This window comes from Actinokineospora iranica (assembly GCF_900101685.1).
Classification (GTDB): Bacteria; Actinomycetota; Actinomycetes; order Mycobacteriales; family Pseudonocardiaceae; genus Actinokineospora; species Actinokineospora iranica.
Genome location: NZ_FMZZ01000003.1, coordinates 170,391 through 185,775, shown reverse-complemented (window position 1 = coordinate 185,775; position 15,385 = coordinate 170,391). Strand labels below are relative to the sequence as shown.

At 71.0% G+C, this 15,385-nt stretch carries 13 protein-coding genes; 2 read left to right on the top strand and 11 right to left on the bottom strand.

Translation table 11 applies throughout. The annotated features are described in order from the left end of the window. Nucleotides 1–137: 137 nt before the first annotated feature. From ligA to BLS56_RS08690, 7 genes are all read right to left on the bottom strand, one after another. Entirely contained in the window at nt 138–2,462 is a 2,325-nt protein-coding gene (gene ligA, locus BLS56_RS08720; protein ID WP_091449463.1) for an NAD-dependent DNA ligase LigA, read from the bottom strand. A gap of 48 nt (nt 2,463–2,510) precedes the next feature. After that, nucleotides 2,511–3,155 carry a hypothetical protein gene (locus tag BLS56_RS08715; protein ID WP_091449462.1) on the bottom strand — a complete coding sequence of 215 codons (645 nt, stop codon included), beginning with the start codon at nt 3,153–3,155 and terminating at the stop codon, nt 2,511–2,513. Nucleotides 3,156–3,594: 439 nt separating this feature from the next. After that, nucleotides 3,595–3,879 (bottom strand): ubiquitin-like small modifier protein 1, encoded by a 285-nt coding sequence (locus BLS56_RS08710; protein ID WP_091449461.1) that lies wholly within the window; start codon nt 3,877–3,879, stop codon nt 3,595–3,597. Continuing rightward, nucleotides 3,880–4,989 (bottom strand): WD40/YVTN/BNR-like repeat-containing protein, encoded by a 1,110-nt coding sequence (locus BLS56_RS08705; RefSeq protein WP_091449460.1) that lies wholly within the window; start codon nt 4,987–4,989, stop codon nt 3,880–3,882. A 52-nt stretch (nt 4,990–5,041) separates the two neighbouring features. Next, nucleotides 5,042–5,791 carry a succinate dehydrogenase/fumarate reductase iron-sulfur subunit gene (locus BLS56_RS08700; protein ID WP_091449459.1) on the bottom strand — a complete coding sequence of 250 codons (750 nt, stop codon included), beginning with the start codon at nt 5,789–5,791 and terminating at the stop codon, nt 5,042–5,044. Further along, nucleotides 5,788–7,716, bottom strand: a complete 1,929-nt coding sequence (locus BLS56_RS08695) for a fumarate reductase/succinate dehydrogenase flavoprotein subunit (protein WP_091449458.1) — start codon at nt 7,714–7,716, stop codon at nt 5,788–5,790. The genes BLS56_RS08700 and BLS56_RS08695 overlap by 4 nt, the downstream gene beginning before the upstream one ends. Before the next feature lie 2 nt (nt 7,717–7,718). Beyond that, nucleotides 7,719–8,444, bottom strand: a complete 726-nt coding sequence (locus BLS56_RS08690) for a succinate dehydrogenase cytochrome b subunit (protein ID WP_091449457.1) — start codon at nt 8,442–8,444, stop codon at nt 7,719–7,721. A 71-nt stretch (nt 8,445–8,515) separates the two neighbouring features. Between BLS56_RS08690 and BLS56_RS08685 the strand changes: the two genes are divergently transcribed. Continuing rightward, complete coding sequence (locus BLS56_RS08685) at nt 8,516–9,448, top strand: LysR family transcriptional regulator (RefSeq protein WP_091449456.1); 933 nt, start codon at nt 8,516–8,518, stop codon at nt 9,446–9,448. Nucleotides 9,449–9,454: 6 nt separating this feature from the next. On the opposite strand, the gene BLS56_RS08680 is transcribed toward BLS56_RS08685, so the two are convergent. Next, the gene (locus BLS56_RS08680; RefSeq protein WP_091449455.1) at nt 9,455–10,492 is read right to left on the bottom strand and encodes a methionine synthase; all 1,038 of its coding nucleotides are present in this window, start codon (nt 10,490–10,492) and stop codon (nt 9,455–9,457) included. Between the two features lie 141 nt (nt 10,493–10,633). Here BLS56_RS08680 and BLS56_RS08675 point away from each other — a divergent pair, with 141 nt between their 5' ends. Then, complete coding sequence (locus BLS56_RS08675) at nt 10,634–11,458, top strand: serine/threonine dehydratase (RefSeq protein WP_407640499.1); 825 nt, start codon at nt 10,634–10,636, stop codon at nt 11,456–11,458. On the opposite strand, the gene BLS56_RS08670 is transcribed toward BLS56_RS08675, so the two are convergent. From BLS56_RS08670 to BLS56_RS08660, 3 genes are read right to left on the bottom strand one after another with little or no spacing between them, the layout of a single operon-like run. Then, a complete protein-coding gene (locus BLS56_RS08670) occupies nt 11,455–12,759 on the bottom strand; it encodes an ABC transporter permease (RefSeq protein ID WP_091449453.1) in 1,305 nt (434 codons plus the stop codon). The two genes, BLS56_RS08675 and BLS56_RS08670, sit on opposite strands and share 4 nt — an antisense overlap. Next, nucleotides 12,759–13,457, bottom strand: a complete 699-nt coding sequence (locus tag BLS56_RS08665; protein WP_091449452.1) for an ABC transporter ATP-binding protein — start codon at nt 13,455–13,457, stop codon at nt 12,759–12,761. Before BLS56_RS08665 ends, BLS56_RS08670 begins: the two co-directional genes overlap by 1 nt. 1 nt (nt 13,458) lies before the next feature. Then, nucleotides 13,459–14,370, bottom strand: coding sequence for an efflux RND transporter periplasmic adaptor subunit (locus BLS56_RS08660; protein ID WP_228771485.1), 912 nt, complete (start codon nt 14,368–14,370; stop codon nt 13,459–13,461). Nucleotides 14,371–15,385: the final 1,015 nt, after the last annotated feature.

Here is a 15,385-nt window from a genome sequence, read left to right as displayed (position 1 = left end):
GGCACGCCCGCACCCACCTCAGCTCAGGCACGCCCGCACCCGCCTGCGCACAGGCACGGCTCCCCCGGCGGGTTCGCGTGGGCGACTCGTCGGCTTGGACGACGGCTCAGGGTGAAAGAAGAACTCCGATCGGAGTGTCAACTGGAGCCATCGGCATCCCCCTCGGGCTCGCCGGGCGTCGGTTTCCTGGCACGCCGGGCGCGGGCGCGGGGTTTGGCGGGCTCAGCCGAGCCGGGCGCGGCCGCGTCGGGATCAGCGTCTGCGGCCGGGGTCTCGGCAGTGCAATCCGGTGTGTCGGCGGGGGCCTGCTCGGGCGCGTCGGCGGGAGCATCGTCGTCCGCGCCGATGGTGGCCACTTCCCGGGCGGCGTCTGGGCCGTCGGTCAGGAGGACGGTGAAACCTTCCTCGTCCAGGACCGGGACCTTGAGTTGGACGGCCTTGTCGTACTTCGAGCCGGGAGCGTCGCCGACCACGACGAAGGCGGTCTTCTTCGACACCGAGCCGGATGCCTTGCCGCCGCGGGCGATGATGGCTTCCTTGGCCTCGTCGCGGGAGTAGGTGTCGAGGCTGCCGGTGACGACGATGGACAGGCCCTCCAGGGTGCGCGGTGTCGACTCGTCGCGGTCGTCGACCATGCGCACCCCCGCGGCGCGCCACTTCTCGACGACCTCGCGGTGCCAGTCGACCTCGAACCACTCCCGCACGGAGGCGGCGATGGTCGGGCCGACGCCCTCCGCGTCGGCCAGTTCCTGCTCGCTCGCGGCGGCGATGGCGTCGATGGAACCGAACTCGCGGGCCAGCGCCTGCGCCGCGGTCGGGCCGACGTGCCTGATGGACAGGCCCACCAGGACCTTCCACAGTGGACGGTCCTTCGCGGTGTCCAGGTTCGCCAAGAGCTTGCGGGCGTTGGCCGACAGCTCGCCCGCCTTGGTGCGGAACAGCTCGACCTGCGACAGCGCTTCCTCGTCAAGGGAGAACACGTCGCCCTCGTCGGCCACCACGCCCGCGGCGAGCAGGGCCGCGGCGGCCTCGTAGCCGAGCACCTCGATGTCGAACGCCCCCCGGCCCGCGAGGTGGAACAGGCGCTCACGGAGCTGGGCGGGACACGACCGCGCGTTGGGGCAGCGGATGTCGGCGTCGCCCTCCTTCTCGTAGCGCAGCGTCGTCCCGCACACCGGGCACTCGGTGGGCATCACGAACTCGCGGGCGTCGTCCGGCCGGGCGTCGATGACCGGCCCCAGCACCTCGGGGATCACATCACCCGCCTTGCGGATGACCACGCGGTCGCCGATGAGCACGCCCTTGCGCTTGACCTCGCTGGCGTTGTGCAGGGTCGCCATGGCGACCGTCGACCCGGCGACCTTCACCGGCTCCATCACCGCGAACGGCGTCACCCGGCCGGTGCGGCCGACGTTGACCTCGATGTTGAGCAGCGTGGTCGTGGCCTCTTCCGGCGGGTACTTGAACGCGATGGCCCACCGGGGCGCGCGGGACGTGGTGCCGAGCCGCCGCTGCAGCGACACCTCGTCGACCTTGACCACGATGCCGTCGATCTCGTGCAGGGCGTCGTGCCGGTGCTCGCCCCAGTAGCGGATGTGCTCGGCGAGCTGGTCAGCGGAATCGAGCACTTTGGTGTGCTCCGACACCGGCAGCCCCCACGCCGCGAGCGCGCGGTAGGCCTCCGACTGGGACGTCGGCTCGAAGCCGACCCGCTTGCCCAGGCCGTGGCAGATCATCCGCAGCGGCCTGCTGGCGGTGACCTTGGGGTCCTTCTGCCGCAGCGACCCGGCCGCGGTGTTGCGCGGGTTCGCGAACGGGGCCTTGCCCGCCTCGACCAGGCGGGCGTTCAGCTCGGTGAAGTCCTCGACCCGGAAGAACACCTCGCCGCGGACCTCGACCAACTGGGGCACGGGGAACTCGTCGGTGCCGGTGAGCCGCTCCGGCACGTCGCGCATGGTGCGCACGTTGAGCGTGACGTCCTCGCCGGTGCGACCGTCTCCCCTGGTCAGCGCCCTGGTAAGCCTGCCGTTCTCGTAGAGCAGGTTGATCGCGAGCCCGTCGATCTTGAGTTCGCACAGGTAGTGCGCGGAGTCTCCGACCTCCTTGGTGACCCGGTCGACCCAGGCGCCCAGCTCGTCCATGTCGAAGGAGTTGTCGAGGCTGAGCATCCGCTCCAGGTGGTCGACCGCGGCGAACTCGGTCGAGAACGTGCCGCCCACCCGCTGGGTCGGCGACTCCGGTGTGACCAGGGACGGGTGCCGCTCCTCCAGCGCGGCCAGCTCGCGCAGCAGCGCGTCGAACTCGCCGTCGGAAATGGTCGGCGAGTCGAGCACGTAGTAGCGGAACTGGTGCCCGAGCAACTCCTCGGCCAGCTCAGCGTGCCGCTCCCGCACGTCGGCGGGAACGTCCTCGACACCCTCGGCGTCCTCGGCGAGGGAATCCTTCGGAAGATCCTGATCCACACTGGTCACACCATGGAGAGTAGCGAGGGGGACCGACAGCGGGCAGGCTCAGCCCGCGAGCCTGTGGATAAGTTCGCGCAGCTCAAGCAGGCTGATGCTGTCGGCAGGCTCGGCCTCCGCGCTCTCCACCCGGCGCAGCCGCTCCCCCGCCACCCGCTCACCCAGCGTGGCGTCCAACGGCAGGAAGGTCATCGCGGACCGGGCCGCGGGGTCGAGCGCGGCCAGGACCGGGTGGTGCACCGCGACATCGACGACACCGGCCTCCTCGTCGACCTGGGCGTGCACCCGGACGTCGGCCAGCGCGACACGGTGCAGGCCGAGGTTGACGGTGACCTCGGTCGGGTCGGGCACCGGGGGAACCGAGTCGTGGAACTCCCAGACGGCCGTGTCGGGCGGCGCCGCGGCCTTCCACGCGTCGGTGTAGGGGCGCAGGGCCGGGTCTTCCTGGCCGGAGACGACAAGCGCGTAGATGGCCCGGCTGCCCCGGTCGAGGGAGAAGTGCAGATCGGGGTGCATGGTGGCGACCAGGTCGCACAGCTGGTTCTCGACCCGCTGCGGCTCGCCCTCGCCGAGCGCGGCCGACACCTCGGGCAGCAGCCGCTGCCACTGCGCCCAGAACCGCTCGGCGAGCTCGGCGGGTGTGGGGTGCTCGACGGCGGCACGGGGTCGACGGCGGCGCTGGAACCAACTCATGCGGCCACCTCACAGGTTCGGTGGCTCCACTCGCGGGCGCACTGCCCCGACGACTCACTCGCAAACTCGCTCACGCCGCCACCCCACAACCCTGCCTGCCCCACCCGCTGGCACACCGCCCCACGGGCTCATGTGCGAACTCACTCACGCCGCTTCCCCACACTCGGCGGAGCCGCCCGCGAACGCACCGCACCACCAACTCACTCCCAAGCTCGCTCACGCGGCCACTCCACGCACATCGCAGGCCCGCCCCAGAGGGGGACCGTGCCACTGGCTTCCTCGCGACCCCGCTCACGCCGCCATCCCACAAGCACGGTGACACCGCCCGCGGACGCACTGCGCCGCCGACTCGCTCGCAAACCCGCTCATGAGCCCATAGTGGCCCAGTTCGCCTCGTTTGGTGGCGGATCGGTCCGCCCACGGGTGATCCAGAGCAGGCTCACCCGCCCGCGACGGACGGGATGACCTGGATCTCGGCGCCCGCCTCGATCGGAGTCTCGGCTCCGCCCAGGTAGCGGCATTCTTCTCCGTTCACATAGAAGTTGACATAGCGGCGCAGCGCCCGCGTCTCGTCGCGGAGGCGGCGGTTGAGATCCGGATAGCGGGCGGCCAAGGCGTCCAGCACCTGCCCGAGCGTGGCGAGATCGGCGACGTCGACCTCGACGCTGGCCTGTCCGCCTGCCTTTGGCCGGAGGACACCGGGCAGCAGCACGGTGACCGACATCTAGATCACCGCCGCCCGCATCGACAGGACATCCGGCAGGTGGGCGGCGACCTGGCTCCAGTGCTCGCCCCCGTCGCGGCCCGCGTACACCTCGCCCGAGCGGGAGCCGAAGTAGACGCCCGCCTGATCGGCGTCGTCGGCGCACATGGCGTCGCGCATGACCGCGGTCCAGAAGCCGCCTTCGGGCAGCCCGTCGGATAACGCTGTCCATGTGGAGCCCGCGTCGTCGCTGCGGTAGACGCGGCAGCGGCCCTCGGGCGGGAAGCGCATTCCGTCGGCGACCAACGGGAACGTGTAGATCGTGTCGGGCAGGTGCGGATGGACGACCATCGGGAAGCCGAAGTCGGAGGGCAGGCCGTCGGCGATGGACTTCCAGGTGCGCGCGCCGTCGTCGCTGCGGTAGACGCCATGGTGGTTCTGGGCGAAGAAGCGGTCCGGCCGGTCGGGATGCTGGGCGATCTTGTGCACGCACTGGCCGAACTCGGGGTAAGGGTCCGGCAGGAAATAGGCCTTGATCCCCTCGTTGCTCGCCGTGAACGACGCGCCGCCGTCCGAACTCACATAGACGCCGCCGGTGGACATGGCCACGGTGATCCGGTCCGGCTCCCGAGGATGCGGCAGAACCGAGTGCACGGCCATCCCGCCGAACCCGGGAACCCACCGTTCGCGGTGCGGGTGGTCCCACAGGCCGCGCACCAGCTCGTAGGTGCGCCCGCCGTCCTCGGAGCGGAACAGCGCCGACGGCTCGACCCCGGCGTAGACGACGTCCGGCTCGTCCACGGAGCCTGGGGCGAACTGCCACACGCGCGCCAAGGCGGCGCCGGTGTCCGCAGGGAACGCGACCGGGGCGTGCTCCGGCTCGCTCCAGGTCGCGCCCAGGTCGTCGCTGACCGCGACGCTGGGGCCCCAGTGCTCCGAGGTGACCGCGGCGAGGATTCGCGGCGTCTCGCGGCGGGTATCGATGGCCACCGCGTAGACATCGGTCATCGGGTGGTGCGGGCCGGTCACCTCCCAGTCCGCGCCCGACCCGGTGGCCAAGAACAACCCCTTGCGCGTGCCGATCGCGAGCAGCACCTTCTGTGCCGGTCCCCGCGTCGCTGCCTGGCTCATCGCACACCTCCAACGTGATGGCGGCCACGCTACGACGGGGGACCGACAGTTTTCAGCGCGGCGAGCGCAGCGCGGCGGCGAGCACGTCGTGGTTGAGCCGGGCGATGGTGTCCAGCGGTATCCCCTTGGGACAGACGGCCGTGCACGCGCCGGTCTGGGTGCAGCCCCCGAAACCGAGTTCGTCTTGCGTGCGCAGCATGTCGGCGGCGCGCGAGTGGCGCTCCGGCTGTCCCTGCGGCAAGAGGCCGAGGTGGGTCACCTTCGCCGCGGTGAACAGCATCGCGGAGCCGTTGGGGCACGCCGCGACGCAGGCGCCGCAGCCGATGCAGGCCGCCGCGTCGAACGCGGTGTCCGCGGCCGGTTTGGGCACCGGCACGGCGTGCGCGTCCGGCGCCGCCCCCGCGGGCGCCGAGATGTAGCCGCCCGCTTCGATGACGCGGTCCAACGCGGACCGGTCGACCACGAGGTCGCGCACGACCGGGAACGGCGCCGCCCGCCAGGGCTCGACCACGATGGGGACGGCCGGGTCGAAGTGGCGCATGTGGAGCTGGCAGGTCGTGGTGGCCTTCTCCGGCCCGTGGGCGACCCCGTCGATCACCAGGCCGCACATGCCGCAGATGCCCTCGCGGCAGTCGTGGTCGAACGCGACGGGCTCGTCGCCGTCGAGCAGCAGCCGTTCGTTGAGCACGTCGAGCAGTTCCAGGAACGACATGTCCGGGGTGACGCCGTCCACGGCGTACTCCACGAGCCGTCCCCGCGCGTCCGGGCCGGTCTGCCGCCACACCCGCAGCGTGTACCTCACTTGTAGCTCCTCACACTCGGCCGCACGGCCTCGAAGGTCAGCGCTTCCCGGTGCAAGACCGGCGGTTCCCCCACTCCAGTGAACTCCCAGGCCGCGGCGTAGGAGAAGCGCTCGTCGTCGCGGCGCGCGTCGCCGTCGGGGGTCTGGCTCTCGGCGCGGAAGTGGCCGCCGCAGGACTCAGTGCGGTGCAGCGCGTCGAGGCACATCAGCTCGGCCAGCTCCAGGAAGTCGGCGACCCGGCCCGCCTTCTCCAGCGACTGGTTCAGCTCTTCGCCCGTGCCGGACACCTTGACCCGTCGCCAGAACTCGTCGCGCAGGGACGGGATGCGGTCCAACGCCTTGCGCAGCCCCTCTTCGGACCGCTCCATGCCGCAGTGGTCCCACATCAGCCTGCCCAGTTCCCGGTGGAACGATTCCGCTGTCCGATCACCGTTTACCGACAACAGGGCGGCGATCTTAGAGCGCACAGCGTCTTCGGCTTCGTTTACCGCCGCGCTGTTAACCGGTCCGAACGGGCCGTCGGCAAGGTAGTCCCCGATCACAGCGGGAAGAACGAAGTAGCCGTCGGCCAGGCCCTGCATGAGCGCGCTGGCGCCGAGCCGGTTGGCCCCGTGGTCGGAGAAGTTGGCCTCGCCGATGACGAACAGGCCCGGGATGGTGCTGCGCAGGTCGTAGTCGACCCACAGGCCGCCCATCGTGTAATGCACGGCCGGGTAGATGCGCATCGGCACCTCGTACGGGTCTTCCGCGGTGATGCGCTGGTACATCTCGAAGAGGTTCCCGTAGCGCGCGGCCACGGTGGCACGGCCGAGTCGGGCGATGGCGTCGGCGAAGTCGAGGTAGACCCCGAGCCCGCCGGGCCCGACGCCGCGGCCAGCGTCGCAGACGGCCTTCGCCGCGCGGGAGGCGATGTCGCGGGGGACGAGGTTGCCGAAGCTCGGGTAGAGCCGCTCCAGGTAGTAGTCGCGTTCCTCTTCGGGGATCAGGCCCGGGGCGCGGTCGTCGCCCGCGCGGGCGGGCACCCAGACGCGGCCGTCGTTGCGCAGCGACTCGCTCATCAGGGTCAGCTTCGACTGGTGCGCACCGCTTACCGGGATGCAGGTCGGATGGATCTGGGTGTAGCACGGGTTCGCGAAGAGGGCGCCGCGGCGGTGGGCGCGCCAGATCGCGGTCGTGTTGCAGCCCTTGGCGTTGGTCGAGAGGTGGAAGACGTTCCCGTAGCCGCCGGTCGCCAAGACCACCGCGTCCGCGAGATGCGTGGTGACCTCACCGGAAACCAGGTCTCGCACGACGACACCGCGCGCCCGGCCGTCGGACACGACCAAGTCGAGCATTTCCGTGCGAGGGCTCATGAGGACGCGGCCCGCGTGGATTTGGCGTGCCAGAGCCTGATACGCGCCGAGCAGCAGCTGCTGCCCGGTTTGCCCGCGCGCGTAGAAGGTCCGGGAAACCTGGGCGCCGCCGAAAGACCGCGTGTCGAGAAGTCCGCCGTACTCACGGGCGAACGGGACGCCCTGGGCGACGCACTGGTCGATGATCTGGGTGCTGACCTCGGCGAGCCGGTGCACGTTCGACTCCCGCGAGCGGAAGTCGCCGCCTTTGATCGTGTCGTGGAAGAGGCGGTGCACGCTGTCGCCGTCACCGGCGTAGTTCTTGGCCGCGTTGATTCCCCCTTGCGCGGCGATGCTGTGCGCGCGTCGAGGGCTGTCTTGGTAGCAGAAGGACAGCACGTTGTATCCCAGTTCGGCCAGGGTGGCCGCGGCTGAGCCGCCCGCGAGGCCGGTGCCGACGACGGCCACGGTAAGCCTGCGCCGGTTAGCCGGGTTTACCAGTCGCGCGGTAAACCTGCGGCGCTCCCAGCGGGTCTCTAGCGGGCCGTCGGGCGCGCGGGTGTCGGCGATGGGGTCGCCCTCGGTGAAGAGCATGGTCACCTCACGAATCCGAAGAGGACGGCGTACGGCACGGACAAGAAGCCCGCGGTGATCAAGACCGCGACACCGAGTGCCGCCGCCTGGACCGCGGCGGCGCGGCGTGCGCTGCCCATGCCCAGGCTGCGCAGCGCGCTCCACACGCCGTGCCGCAGATGGAAACCGAGCGCCACGACGGCGACGGTGTAGGCCAGCACGACATACCAGTGCCGGAAATCGGCGACGACGTTGTCGTGGATGGCGCCCTCGACGCCGTGCGGGTTGAGCACCCCCGCGGTCAGGTCGAGCACGTGGTAGACCACGAACAACGCGATGATCACCCCGCCCCACCGCATGGTGCGAGCGGCGTAACCGCCCGGCACGCGGGCGCGGTGGGCGTAACCGGTGGGTCGGGCTTTGCGGGCGCGGCGGGCTAACTGGATCGCGGCAGTCATGTGCAGCACGACTGCCAGGAGCAACACAGCGCGTACGACCCACAGGAACCCGCTGTGGCCGAGCACGGGCGCCAGGAACTCGCGCAAGAAGCGGCCGTATCCGTCGATCGAGTCGGCCCCGGCGAACACCTTCAGGTTGCCCGCCATGTGCGCGACGACGTAGAGCAGGAGCACCCCGCCGGTGACCGCCATCACGGCCTTCTTGCCGACTGTCGAAGCCCACAACCTGCCCGCCGTGGTCCGCGAAAACCCTTGTGGCGCCGGGGGTTTCGGCGCGGTGGTCACTGCCATGCCGCCACGCTAGGAGCGGCAGACACCCAACGTCCAATACATGAATCGGCTCGTCCCGATAGCCTGAGACTATGACGCTGCAGCAGCTTGTGTACTTCCTGGCAGTGGCCGACACCCGCCACTTCACCAAGGCGGCGAAACAGGCGCATGTGGCGCAGCCCTCACTGAGCAAGCAGATCCAGAGCCTGGAAACCGAACTGGGCGCGCCGCTGTTTACCAGGGCGCGGGGAAACGTCTCGCTTACCGCCGCAGGGGAAGCGCTGCTTCCGGTCGCCAAGCGCATCCTGTCCGATGTGGACACCGCGCGCCTTGAGGTGGCCGAGCTGATCGGACTGCGGCGCGGGCGGATCCGGCTGGGCGCGACCCCGAGCGTGTGCGTTGGCGTGCTTGCCGAGGTGCTGCGGCGGTTCCACGACCGGTACCCGGGCGTGCGGCTGGTCGTCGAGGAGGGCGGCTCCCGCGACTTGACCGAGGCGCTGCTCGGCGGCGACCTGGACCTGGCGCTGGTGATCGTGCCACCGCAGGGTGTCGACCCGGCGCTGACCAGCACCCCGATCCTGCGCGAGCACCTGATGGTGGCCTCCGCGGCCGACGGCCCGGCGCCTTCCGATCGGGACACCGTCCGGCTGGAGACCTTGCGGGAGCGTCCGATGGTGATGTTCCGGCGCGGCTACGACCTCCGCGAGACCACGCTGCACGCCTGCCGGGAAGCCGGTTTCGAACCGAAACTCGCGGTCGAGGGCGGCGAGATGGACGCGGTCCTGCGGTTCGTGGAAGCGGGGCTGGGCGTGGCTGTGGTCCCCAGCCTGGTCCTGCCCGGCAGACCCAAGCTGCGCGCCACTCCCCTGGCGGCGCCGAGTATCCGCCGCACCATCGCGTTGGCGCACCGCACCGATGTCCCGCCGACCGCCGCCGCCCGTGCCTTCCGTTCCACCTTGCTCGGCCATCTCGACGGCCTGGTAGCCGCGGACGCGCTGCCTGCGGGCGTCGAGCCCTTGCGCTAAGAGCTGCTACCAGGACTCCGGTGGCTCCACGAACGCCTTGCCGACGTCCCGGGTCAACGCCATCGCCCGGCGCGCCCACTTCGCCGAAGCGCCCGCCAGGCCGCACGTCGGCGTCGCCACCGCCCGCTCGGCCAGGATCGACCGGGGGAACCCGAGACGGTCGACCAGTCGCAGCGCCGGTGCGGTGACGTCCCGCAGGCTGACCGGGGCCTTCGGCTCGGTGCTCGGGACCAACCCGAGGAACAACGCGACCCCCGAGTCCCAAGCCTCCCCGATCTGGTCGGACACCGACGCGGGAACACCCGACAAGAGGGTCGCGTCCAGCGCTATCGCCCCCGCGCCCGCTTGGTGGAGCAGGGCGATCGGTGGCCGCGGCGCACAGCAGTGCACCACTACCGGATGGCCGGTAGCCGCCTTCGCGGCGTCCACCAGGACGGCCAGAATGTCGCGGGCCTCCGGTTCGGCGACGGCGGGCACCGTGCCGTAGCCGGAGGGGGTCGGCAGCGCGCCCGCGAGGACGGTGGGCAGGGTGGGCTCGTCAAGCTGCACCACGACGTCCGCGCCGGTGCGCCTGCGGACCTCGGCGACGTGCGCGCGCATCCCCTCCGCCAGGGACTCGGTGAACTCGCGCAGCGCGCCCTGGTCGGTGAGCACCCGGTGTCCACGCGGGAGTTCGACGCCCGCGGTGAGCGTCCACGGTCCGGCGAGTTGCAGCTTGAGCGCGGCAGGCGGGGTCCCGGCGCGTTCGACGGCCTCTTCGATCGCGTCGAGGTCCCGCCGGATCAGGTCGACGGCGCGTCGGTGGTCCAGGCCCGGCCTAGCGGTGACGCGGTAACCGGAGGGGACCAGTTCGATGGCGAGATCGACCAAGAGGGCGGCGGTGCGGCCGATGATGTCGGCGCCGAGACCGCGCGCGGGAAGCTCGGGCAGGTGCGGCAGATCGGGCAGCTCGCCGAGCACGATCGTGGCGGCCTCGACGGGATCGACGCCGGGCAGCGAGCCGATGCCGGTGGCGGCGCCTGCGGGCCAGGGTGCGGTGGTCACGCGTGCAGTGTGGTGGATCGACCGTGCGGTCCGCACACCCGCCCGATGGCTCGAACGTGGCTAGGGTGGAGACCTGTGGACCACCTCGACGTCGCCGCCGCCGCGTCGCGCATAGCCCCTTACGCACGGCGCACACCGGTTATGCGCGCGGAGATAGACGGTCGCCCGGTAGTGCTGAAGCTGGAGCACTTGCAGCGCACCGGCTCGTTCAAGCTGCGCGGCGCGCTCAACGCGCTGCTCGGCGGCGAACGGCCGACCCACGTGGTGACCGCGTCGGGCGGCAACCACGGGCTCGCCGTCGCGACGGCCGCGCGGCTGCTCGGACTCCCGGCGACGGTGTTCGTGCCGGAAAGCGTGCCCGAGGCGAAGGCGCGCCGAATCGAGGCGGCTGGCGCGAAACTGGTCCGGCACGGCGCGACCTACGGCGCGGCCGCGGCCGCCGCTCTTGGCGAGGCCGCCGACACCGGGGCCCTGCACGTCCCCGCGTTCGACCAGCCACTGGTCATCGCCGGACAGGGCACCTGCGCGGCGGAGGCCGCCGAGGACGCGCCGGACGTCGACACGATGGTCGTCGCCGCGGGCGGCGGCGGGCTCGCCGCCGGGACGGTCCTCGGCGGCGGCAGGCCGGTCGTCGTGGTCGAGCCCGAGAACTGCCGGTCCGTGCACGACGCTCTCGCGGCGGGAACGCCGGTCGACGCACCGGTGGAATCCGTGGCAGCGTCCGCCCTCGGCGCCACCCGCGTGGGCGCGCTGCCGTTCGAGATCCTGCGCGCGGCCGACGCCTCATCGGTACTCGTGAGCGACGCGGAGCTGTTGTCCGCGCGGGACAGGCTCTGGGAGGAGTTCCGGCTCGCCGTGGAGCCCGCGGCGGCCGTCCCGCTGGCGGCCTGGCTCGCCGGACGGGTGCCCGGCGAGCTGGCCTGCCTCGTCGTCTGCGGGGCGAACACGGACTGGACGCCCGCTTAGGCGCGCATCACCGTCGCGATCGGGATGCGGGCCGCGCGGATCGCCGGGAGCAGGCCGCCGAGCACGCCTGCCACCAAACCGGCGATCACCCCGGCGACACCCGCCTGCCACGGAAACTGAACACCTTGGAGCATGGGTTCTCGGCTGCCGAAGAGCAGTTCGGCAGCTTCAAGACCCGCCACACCGACACCGACTGCCGCCGCGGCGGTAAGCAAACCGATGATCAGTGTTTCGGCCAAGACGATTCCCGCGAGCAAGAGACGCGGTGTGCCTACCGCCCGCCGTAGCGCGAACTCCTCGATGCGTTCGCCGACCGTGGCCAAGCCGACGTTGAGGATGCCCGCGACGCCGATGAGCAACACCAGCGCCGCCATCCCCAGGAAGATCAACCGCATCAGGGCGAGTTGCCCGCCGATCCGCTCCTTGGAGTTCACCACGTCCCGGTAGCTCTGCTCCATCGGCACACCTGCCGCGGCCAGCCTGCCGTTGAGGGTCTGTTCCAGCCTCGTGGCGGACGGCGACAGGTAAAGGTGGCTGGACGCCCCTGAGTTGCCGTTGGCCGCGGGAAGCCAGTTGTCAAGCTCGTCCGCGCGCACGTACGCGACGGGCCTGCTCTGGCCGTCGTGGACCACGCCGAGGATGCGCGGGGTCGAGTTCACCGACGCGCCGGTAATCCGCATCTCGGCGGGCACGCGGTACTGCCCGAACCCCTTGGCGGCCTCCCGGTTGAGCACAAGCCCTGGGGACAGCGACGGTTCCCCGGAGAAGTCCAGCCAGCGCCCTGCCTCGGCGTAGAACGGCCGGAACGGGCGGATGTCGCCGGTGAGGCCGACGATCTGCAACTCGATGGCCTTACCGGGCGGCGCGGGAGCCTCGGTGGACTCGACCGAGTAGCAGGCGCCCCGCCCGTCGCAGTAGTACTGACCGCGGCCCACGCTCTGGCCCGCGTACTCGAACGGCACGCCGCCCTCGTTGATCGGAGTCACCCCGGGCTCGCCGATGACCGCTTGCGTGCTGACCGCGGCGACCGCGTCCGACTGGCCGCGCAGCGTGTCGACCGCGATGGGCACCGTCTGCTCGTGCTGGGGCAGGCCGACCTGGATGGTGCCGTCCTTGCCCCGGGTCAGCTCGATGTCCGCGAGCAGCGCGCGGTTGGCGATCTCCGCGCCCGCCTGCACCGTGACCACCGCGAGCACGCCGAGGAAAAGGCTGATCATGGACAGGAACGTGCGCAGCTTGCGGGCCCGCACGCCTTGTCCGCCGATGATCAGGGCGGAGCGGAAACGACCGGAGAGTCCCATCACGGGAACACCCCCTGGCGTTCGGTCACGAGCACGCCATCGGCCAGCCGCACGACCCGCTGCATCCGGTTCGCGTGCGCGTGGTCGTGGGTGACCAGGATGAGCCCGCATCCCCGGTCGGTGGCAGAGTGCAGCGCGTCGATGACCAGCGCTCCGGTTTCGGTGTCCAGCGCGCCCGTCGGCTCGTCGGCCAAGAGCACCTTCGGTTCGCGGACCAACGCGCGCGCGATGGCCACGCGCTGCTGTTCACCACCGGACAGCCGAGGCGGCTTGTGCTTGGCCAGGTGGGCGATGCCCACCCGCTCCAGGGCGGCCATGACCGTCGCCTTGCGTTTGCGGCGTGGCAGCCAGCCCTGGCCGTTGACCAGCGCCATCGCCACGTTCTGCGCGGCGGACAGGTGCTTGAGCAGGAAGAACCGCTGGAACACGAACCCGAACTCGTCGCTGCGCAGCCGGGCCGCGCGGCGTTCCGGCACCCGGGTGATGTCGGAGCCCCCGAGCAGGTACTGGCCGCCGTCCGGGCGGTCGAACAGGCCGATGAGGCTCAACAGCGTGCTCTTACCGGAACCCGAGCGGCCCAGGATCGCGACACTCTCCCCCGCGTGCAGCGTGAGGTCGACACCGGACAGGATCGAGCGCGGCTCACCCTGCCCCTTCAACGTCTTCGTCAGGTTGGTGAGCTGGATCAGTGGGGTCATGTCACGGCCCCGTGACACCGGGCTGCTGGGGCCCCGGCGGCAGGTTCGGCCCCGGCACGGCCAAAGTCTCGGTGCCGGTAAGACCAGATTTGATCTCCACTACCCGACCGTCGGTAAGGCCCAGGACGACGTCCTTGGTCTCCCGCGCACCGTCCGGGCCGAGGACGTCGACCTTGCCCGCGCCCTGCCTGCCCGCGACGGCCTCGACCGGCGCGACCAGCGCCTGCGACGCCCGCGCGGTCACCACTTCCAGGGTGGCGGCGGCGCCGTTGATGAGCTTGACGTCGGCGGGCGCGGTGCACACCAGGCGCAGCCCGGTGGCGTCCGACGGCGTGCGGGTGTCCCTCTGCTCCGGCTGCGGCGGGGCGGGCGGCGCGGGCGGGGCCGACGGGTCGCCCGGATTAGGGGCGGGCGCCTGCGGCGGGGCGGGCGGCTCCGGAATGGTGCCGGGCGGCAACGCGGCGATGGTGCCGAGCACAGCGCAGTCGAACGGGCCGGGACCGCTCTTGATCTGCACCCGCACGGTGGCAAGCCCATCCGAGAGGGTGTAAGCCTGCGCCCCATCGATGTCGGCGACGATGCCGTAACCACCGTACTTCGCCGACACGATCGGCATACCCGCCGTCACCGCCGCCCGGTCGTCGACCAGCCGGCCCGCGAAGGACGACCCAGCGGGCACCTCGACGTGGGTCGGCTTGCCCGCCGCCCACACCGCGCCGACCCGAGTCGGCTTGCTCGGCGTGCCCTTCTGGTCTTTCACCTCCAGGTAGCGCACCTCGCCGTTGATCGGGGCGACCAATCCGAAGACCGGATTCAAAGTCACCTTGCCGTTGAGCGTGACCTTGTTGGTCAGGTCCTGGCGCGTGAGCGTGGCCGTGGTCATCGTGGTCCCGCGCTCGGCGAGATCCGGCACTGGCGGACCGGAGTCCGAGGCCGTGCAGCCCGCGAGCGCGGTCGCGGCAACGAGACCAGCAAGGAGAAAACGTCGATCCACCGGTACCCCCAAGTCTTCGTGCAACCGGTTGCTCTTCCACTCTATACATGCGGTGAATAGTGATATTGAACGGGTGCCGCACTCCCAAGACCGGCTTCCCACCCAGCAAGGACGCGCCACAAGATCGCCGGTTCCACCGAGTGCGAAGAATCTTCATCGACCCCACTGACCCTATGGTCCCTATGGTCCAGCCCCCGGCCGCACGGCGCGGAGCTCCACCTCGGCACTCCCAGCGACAAAGCCGACGCCACTGACGCGCATGACGTTGATCACCGCGCACAACCCACCAGCAGCAATGCCTCGTCAGCCTCGCCCAACGCCCCTGCGCCGCTCATCACATTCCGCGACCGTCCCCACCGCCGGGGAACACCACGACTTGCCCACCAAGCAGCCGCCGTCGGCGAGCCACACCCACCGACCACTCCGCTCGACCGGCATAGGCAACCCGCCACCGCTGCCTACACCACTGTCGGCCACGACACCGTCAGCTCAGCACCCTGTCAACTCGATCCACTCCACCAATTCAGCCCACTCCACCAATTCACCCCCACCCAGACCAGATTCAGCCCACCCCAGCTCAGCCCCACCCCAACGCGCCGCACACCACCAACTCGGCGCCACCCCAACTCACGCCGCACCCCAGCGCGACCCCAGCTCGAGCGCACGCCACCTGCCCATCGCCACTTCAGTCCGGCCGTGCACCACCAGCCACCGCTACTCCAACTCGGCCGCCACCCCGCTCGCACCACTCCAACTCGGCCGCACACCACCAGGCCACAGCGACTCCAGCTCGCACGCCACCCCGCTCGCGCCACTCCCAGCTCAACCGCAGGCCCCACCTCGACCCACCGTCTTCTCGGCCGCACGCCACGAGGTCGCGCCACCGTCAGCTCACCCGCACGCCGTCAGCCGGACACCACCGCCAACTCAGGCG

Excerpts from the sequence above, each read along its gene's own strand:
- BLS56_RS08690 (WP_091449457.1), bottom strand. The coding sequence starts at position 8,444 with ATGGCAGTGACCACCGCGCCGAAACCCCCGGCGCCACAAGGGTTTTCG.
- BLS56_RS08670 (WP_091449453.1), bottom strand. The coding sequence starts at position 12,759 with ATGGGACTCTCCGGTCGTTTCCGCTCCGCCCTGATCATCGGCGGACAA.
- BLS56_RS08715 (WP_091449462.1), bottom strand. The coding sequence starts at position 3,155 with ATGAGTTGGTTCCAGCGCCGCCGTCGACCCCGTGCCGCCGTCGAGCAC.
- BLS56_RS08675 (WP_407640499.1), top strand. The coding sequence starts at position 10,634 with ATGCGCGCGGAGATAGACGGTCGCCCGGTAGTGCTGAAGCTGGAGCAC.
- BLS56_RS08695 (WP_091449458.1), bottom strand. The coding sequence starts at position 7,716 with ATGCTCTTCACCGAGGGCGACCCCATCGCCGACACCCGCGCGCCCGAC.
- BLS56_RS08710 (WP_091449461.1), bottom strand. The coding sequence starts at position 3,879 with ATGTCGGTCACCGTGCTGCTGCCCGGTGTCCTCCGGCCAAAGGCAGGC.
- BLS56_RS08705 (WP_091449460.1), bottom strand. The coding sequence starts at position 4,989 with ATGAGCCAGGCAGCGACGCGGGGACCGGCACAGAAGGTGCTGCTCGCG.
- BLS56_RS08685 (WP_091449456.1), top strand. The coding sequence starts at position 8,516 with ATGACGCTGCAGCAGCTTGTGTACTTCCTGGCAGTGGCCGACACCCGC.
- BLS56_RS08665 (WP_091449452.1), bottom strand. The coding sequence starts at position 13,457 with ATGACCCCACTGATCCAGCTCACCAACCTGACGAAGACGTTGAAGGGG.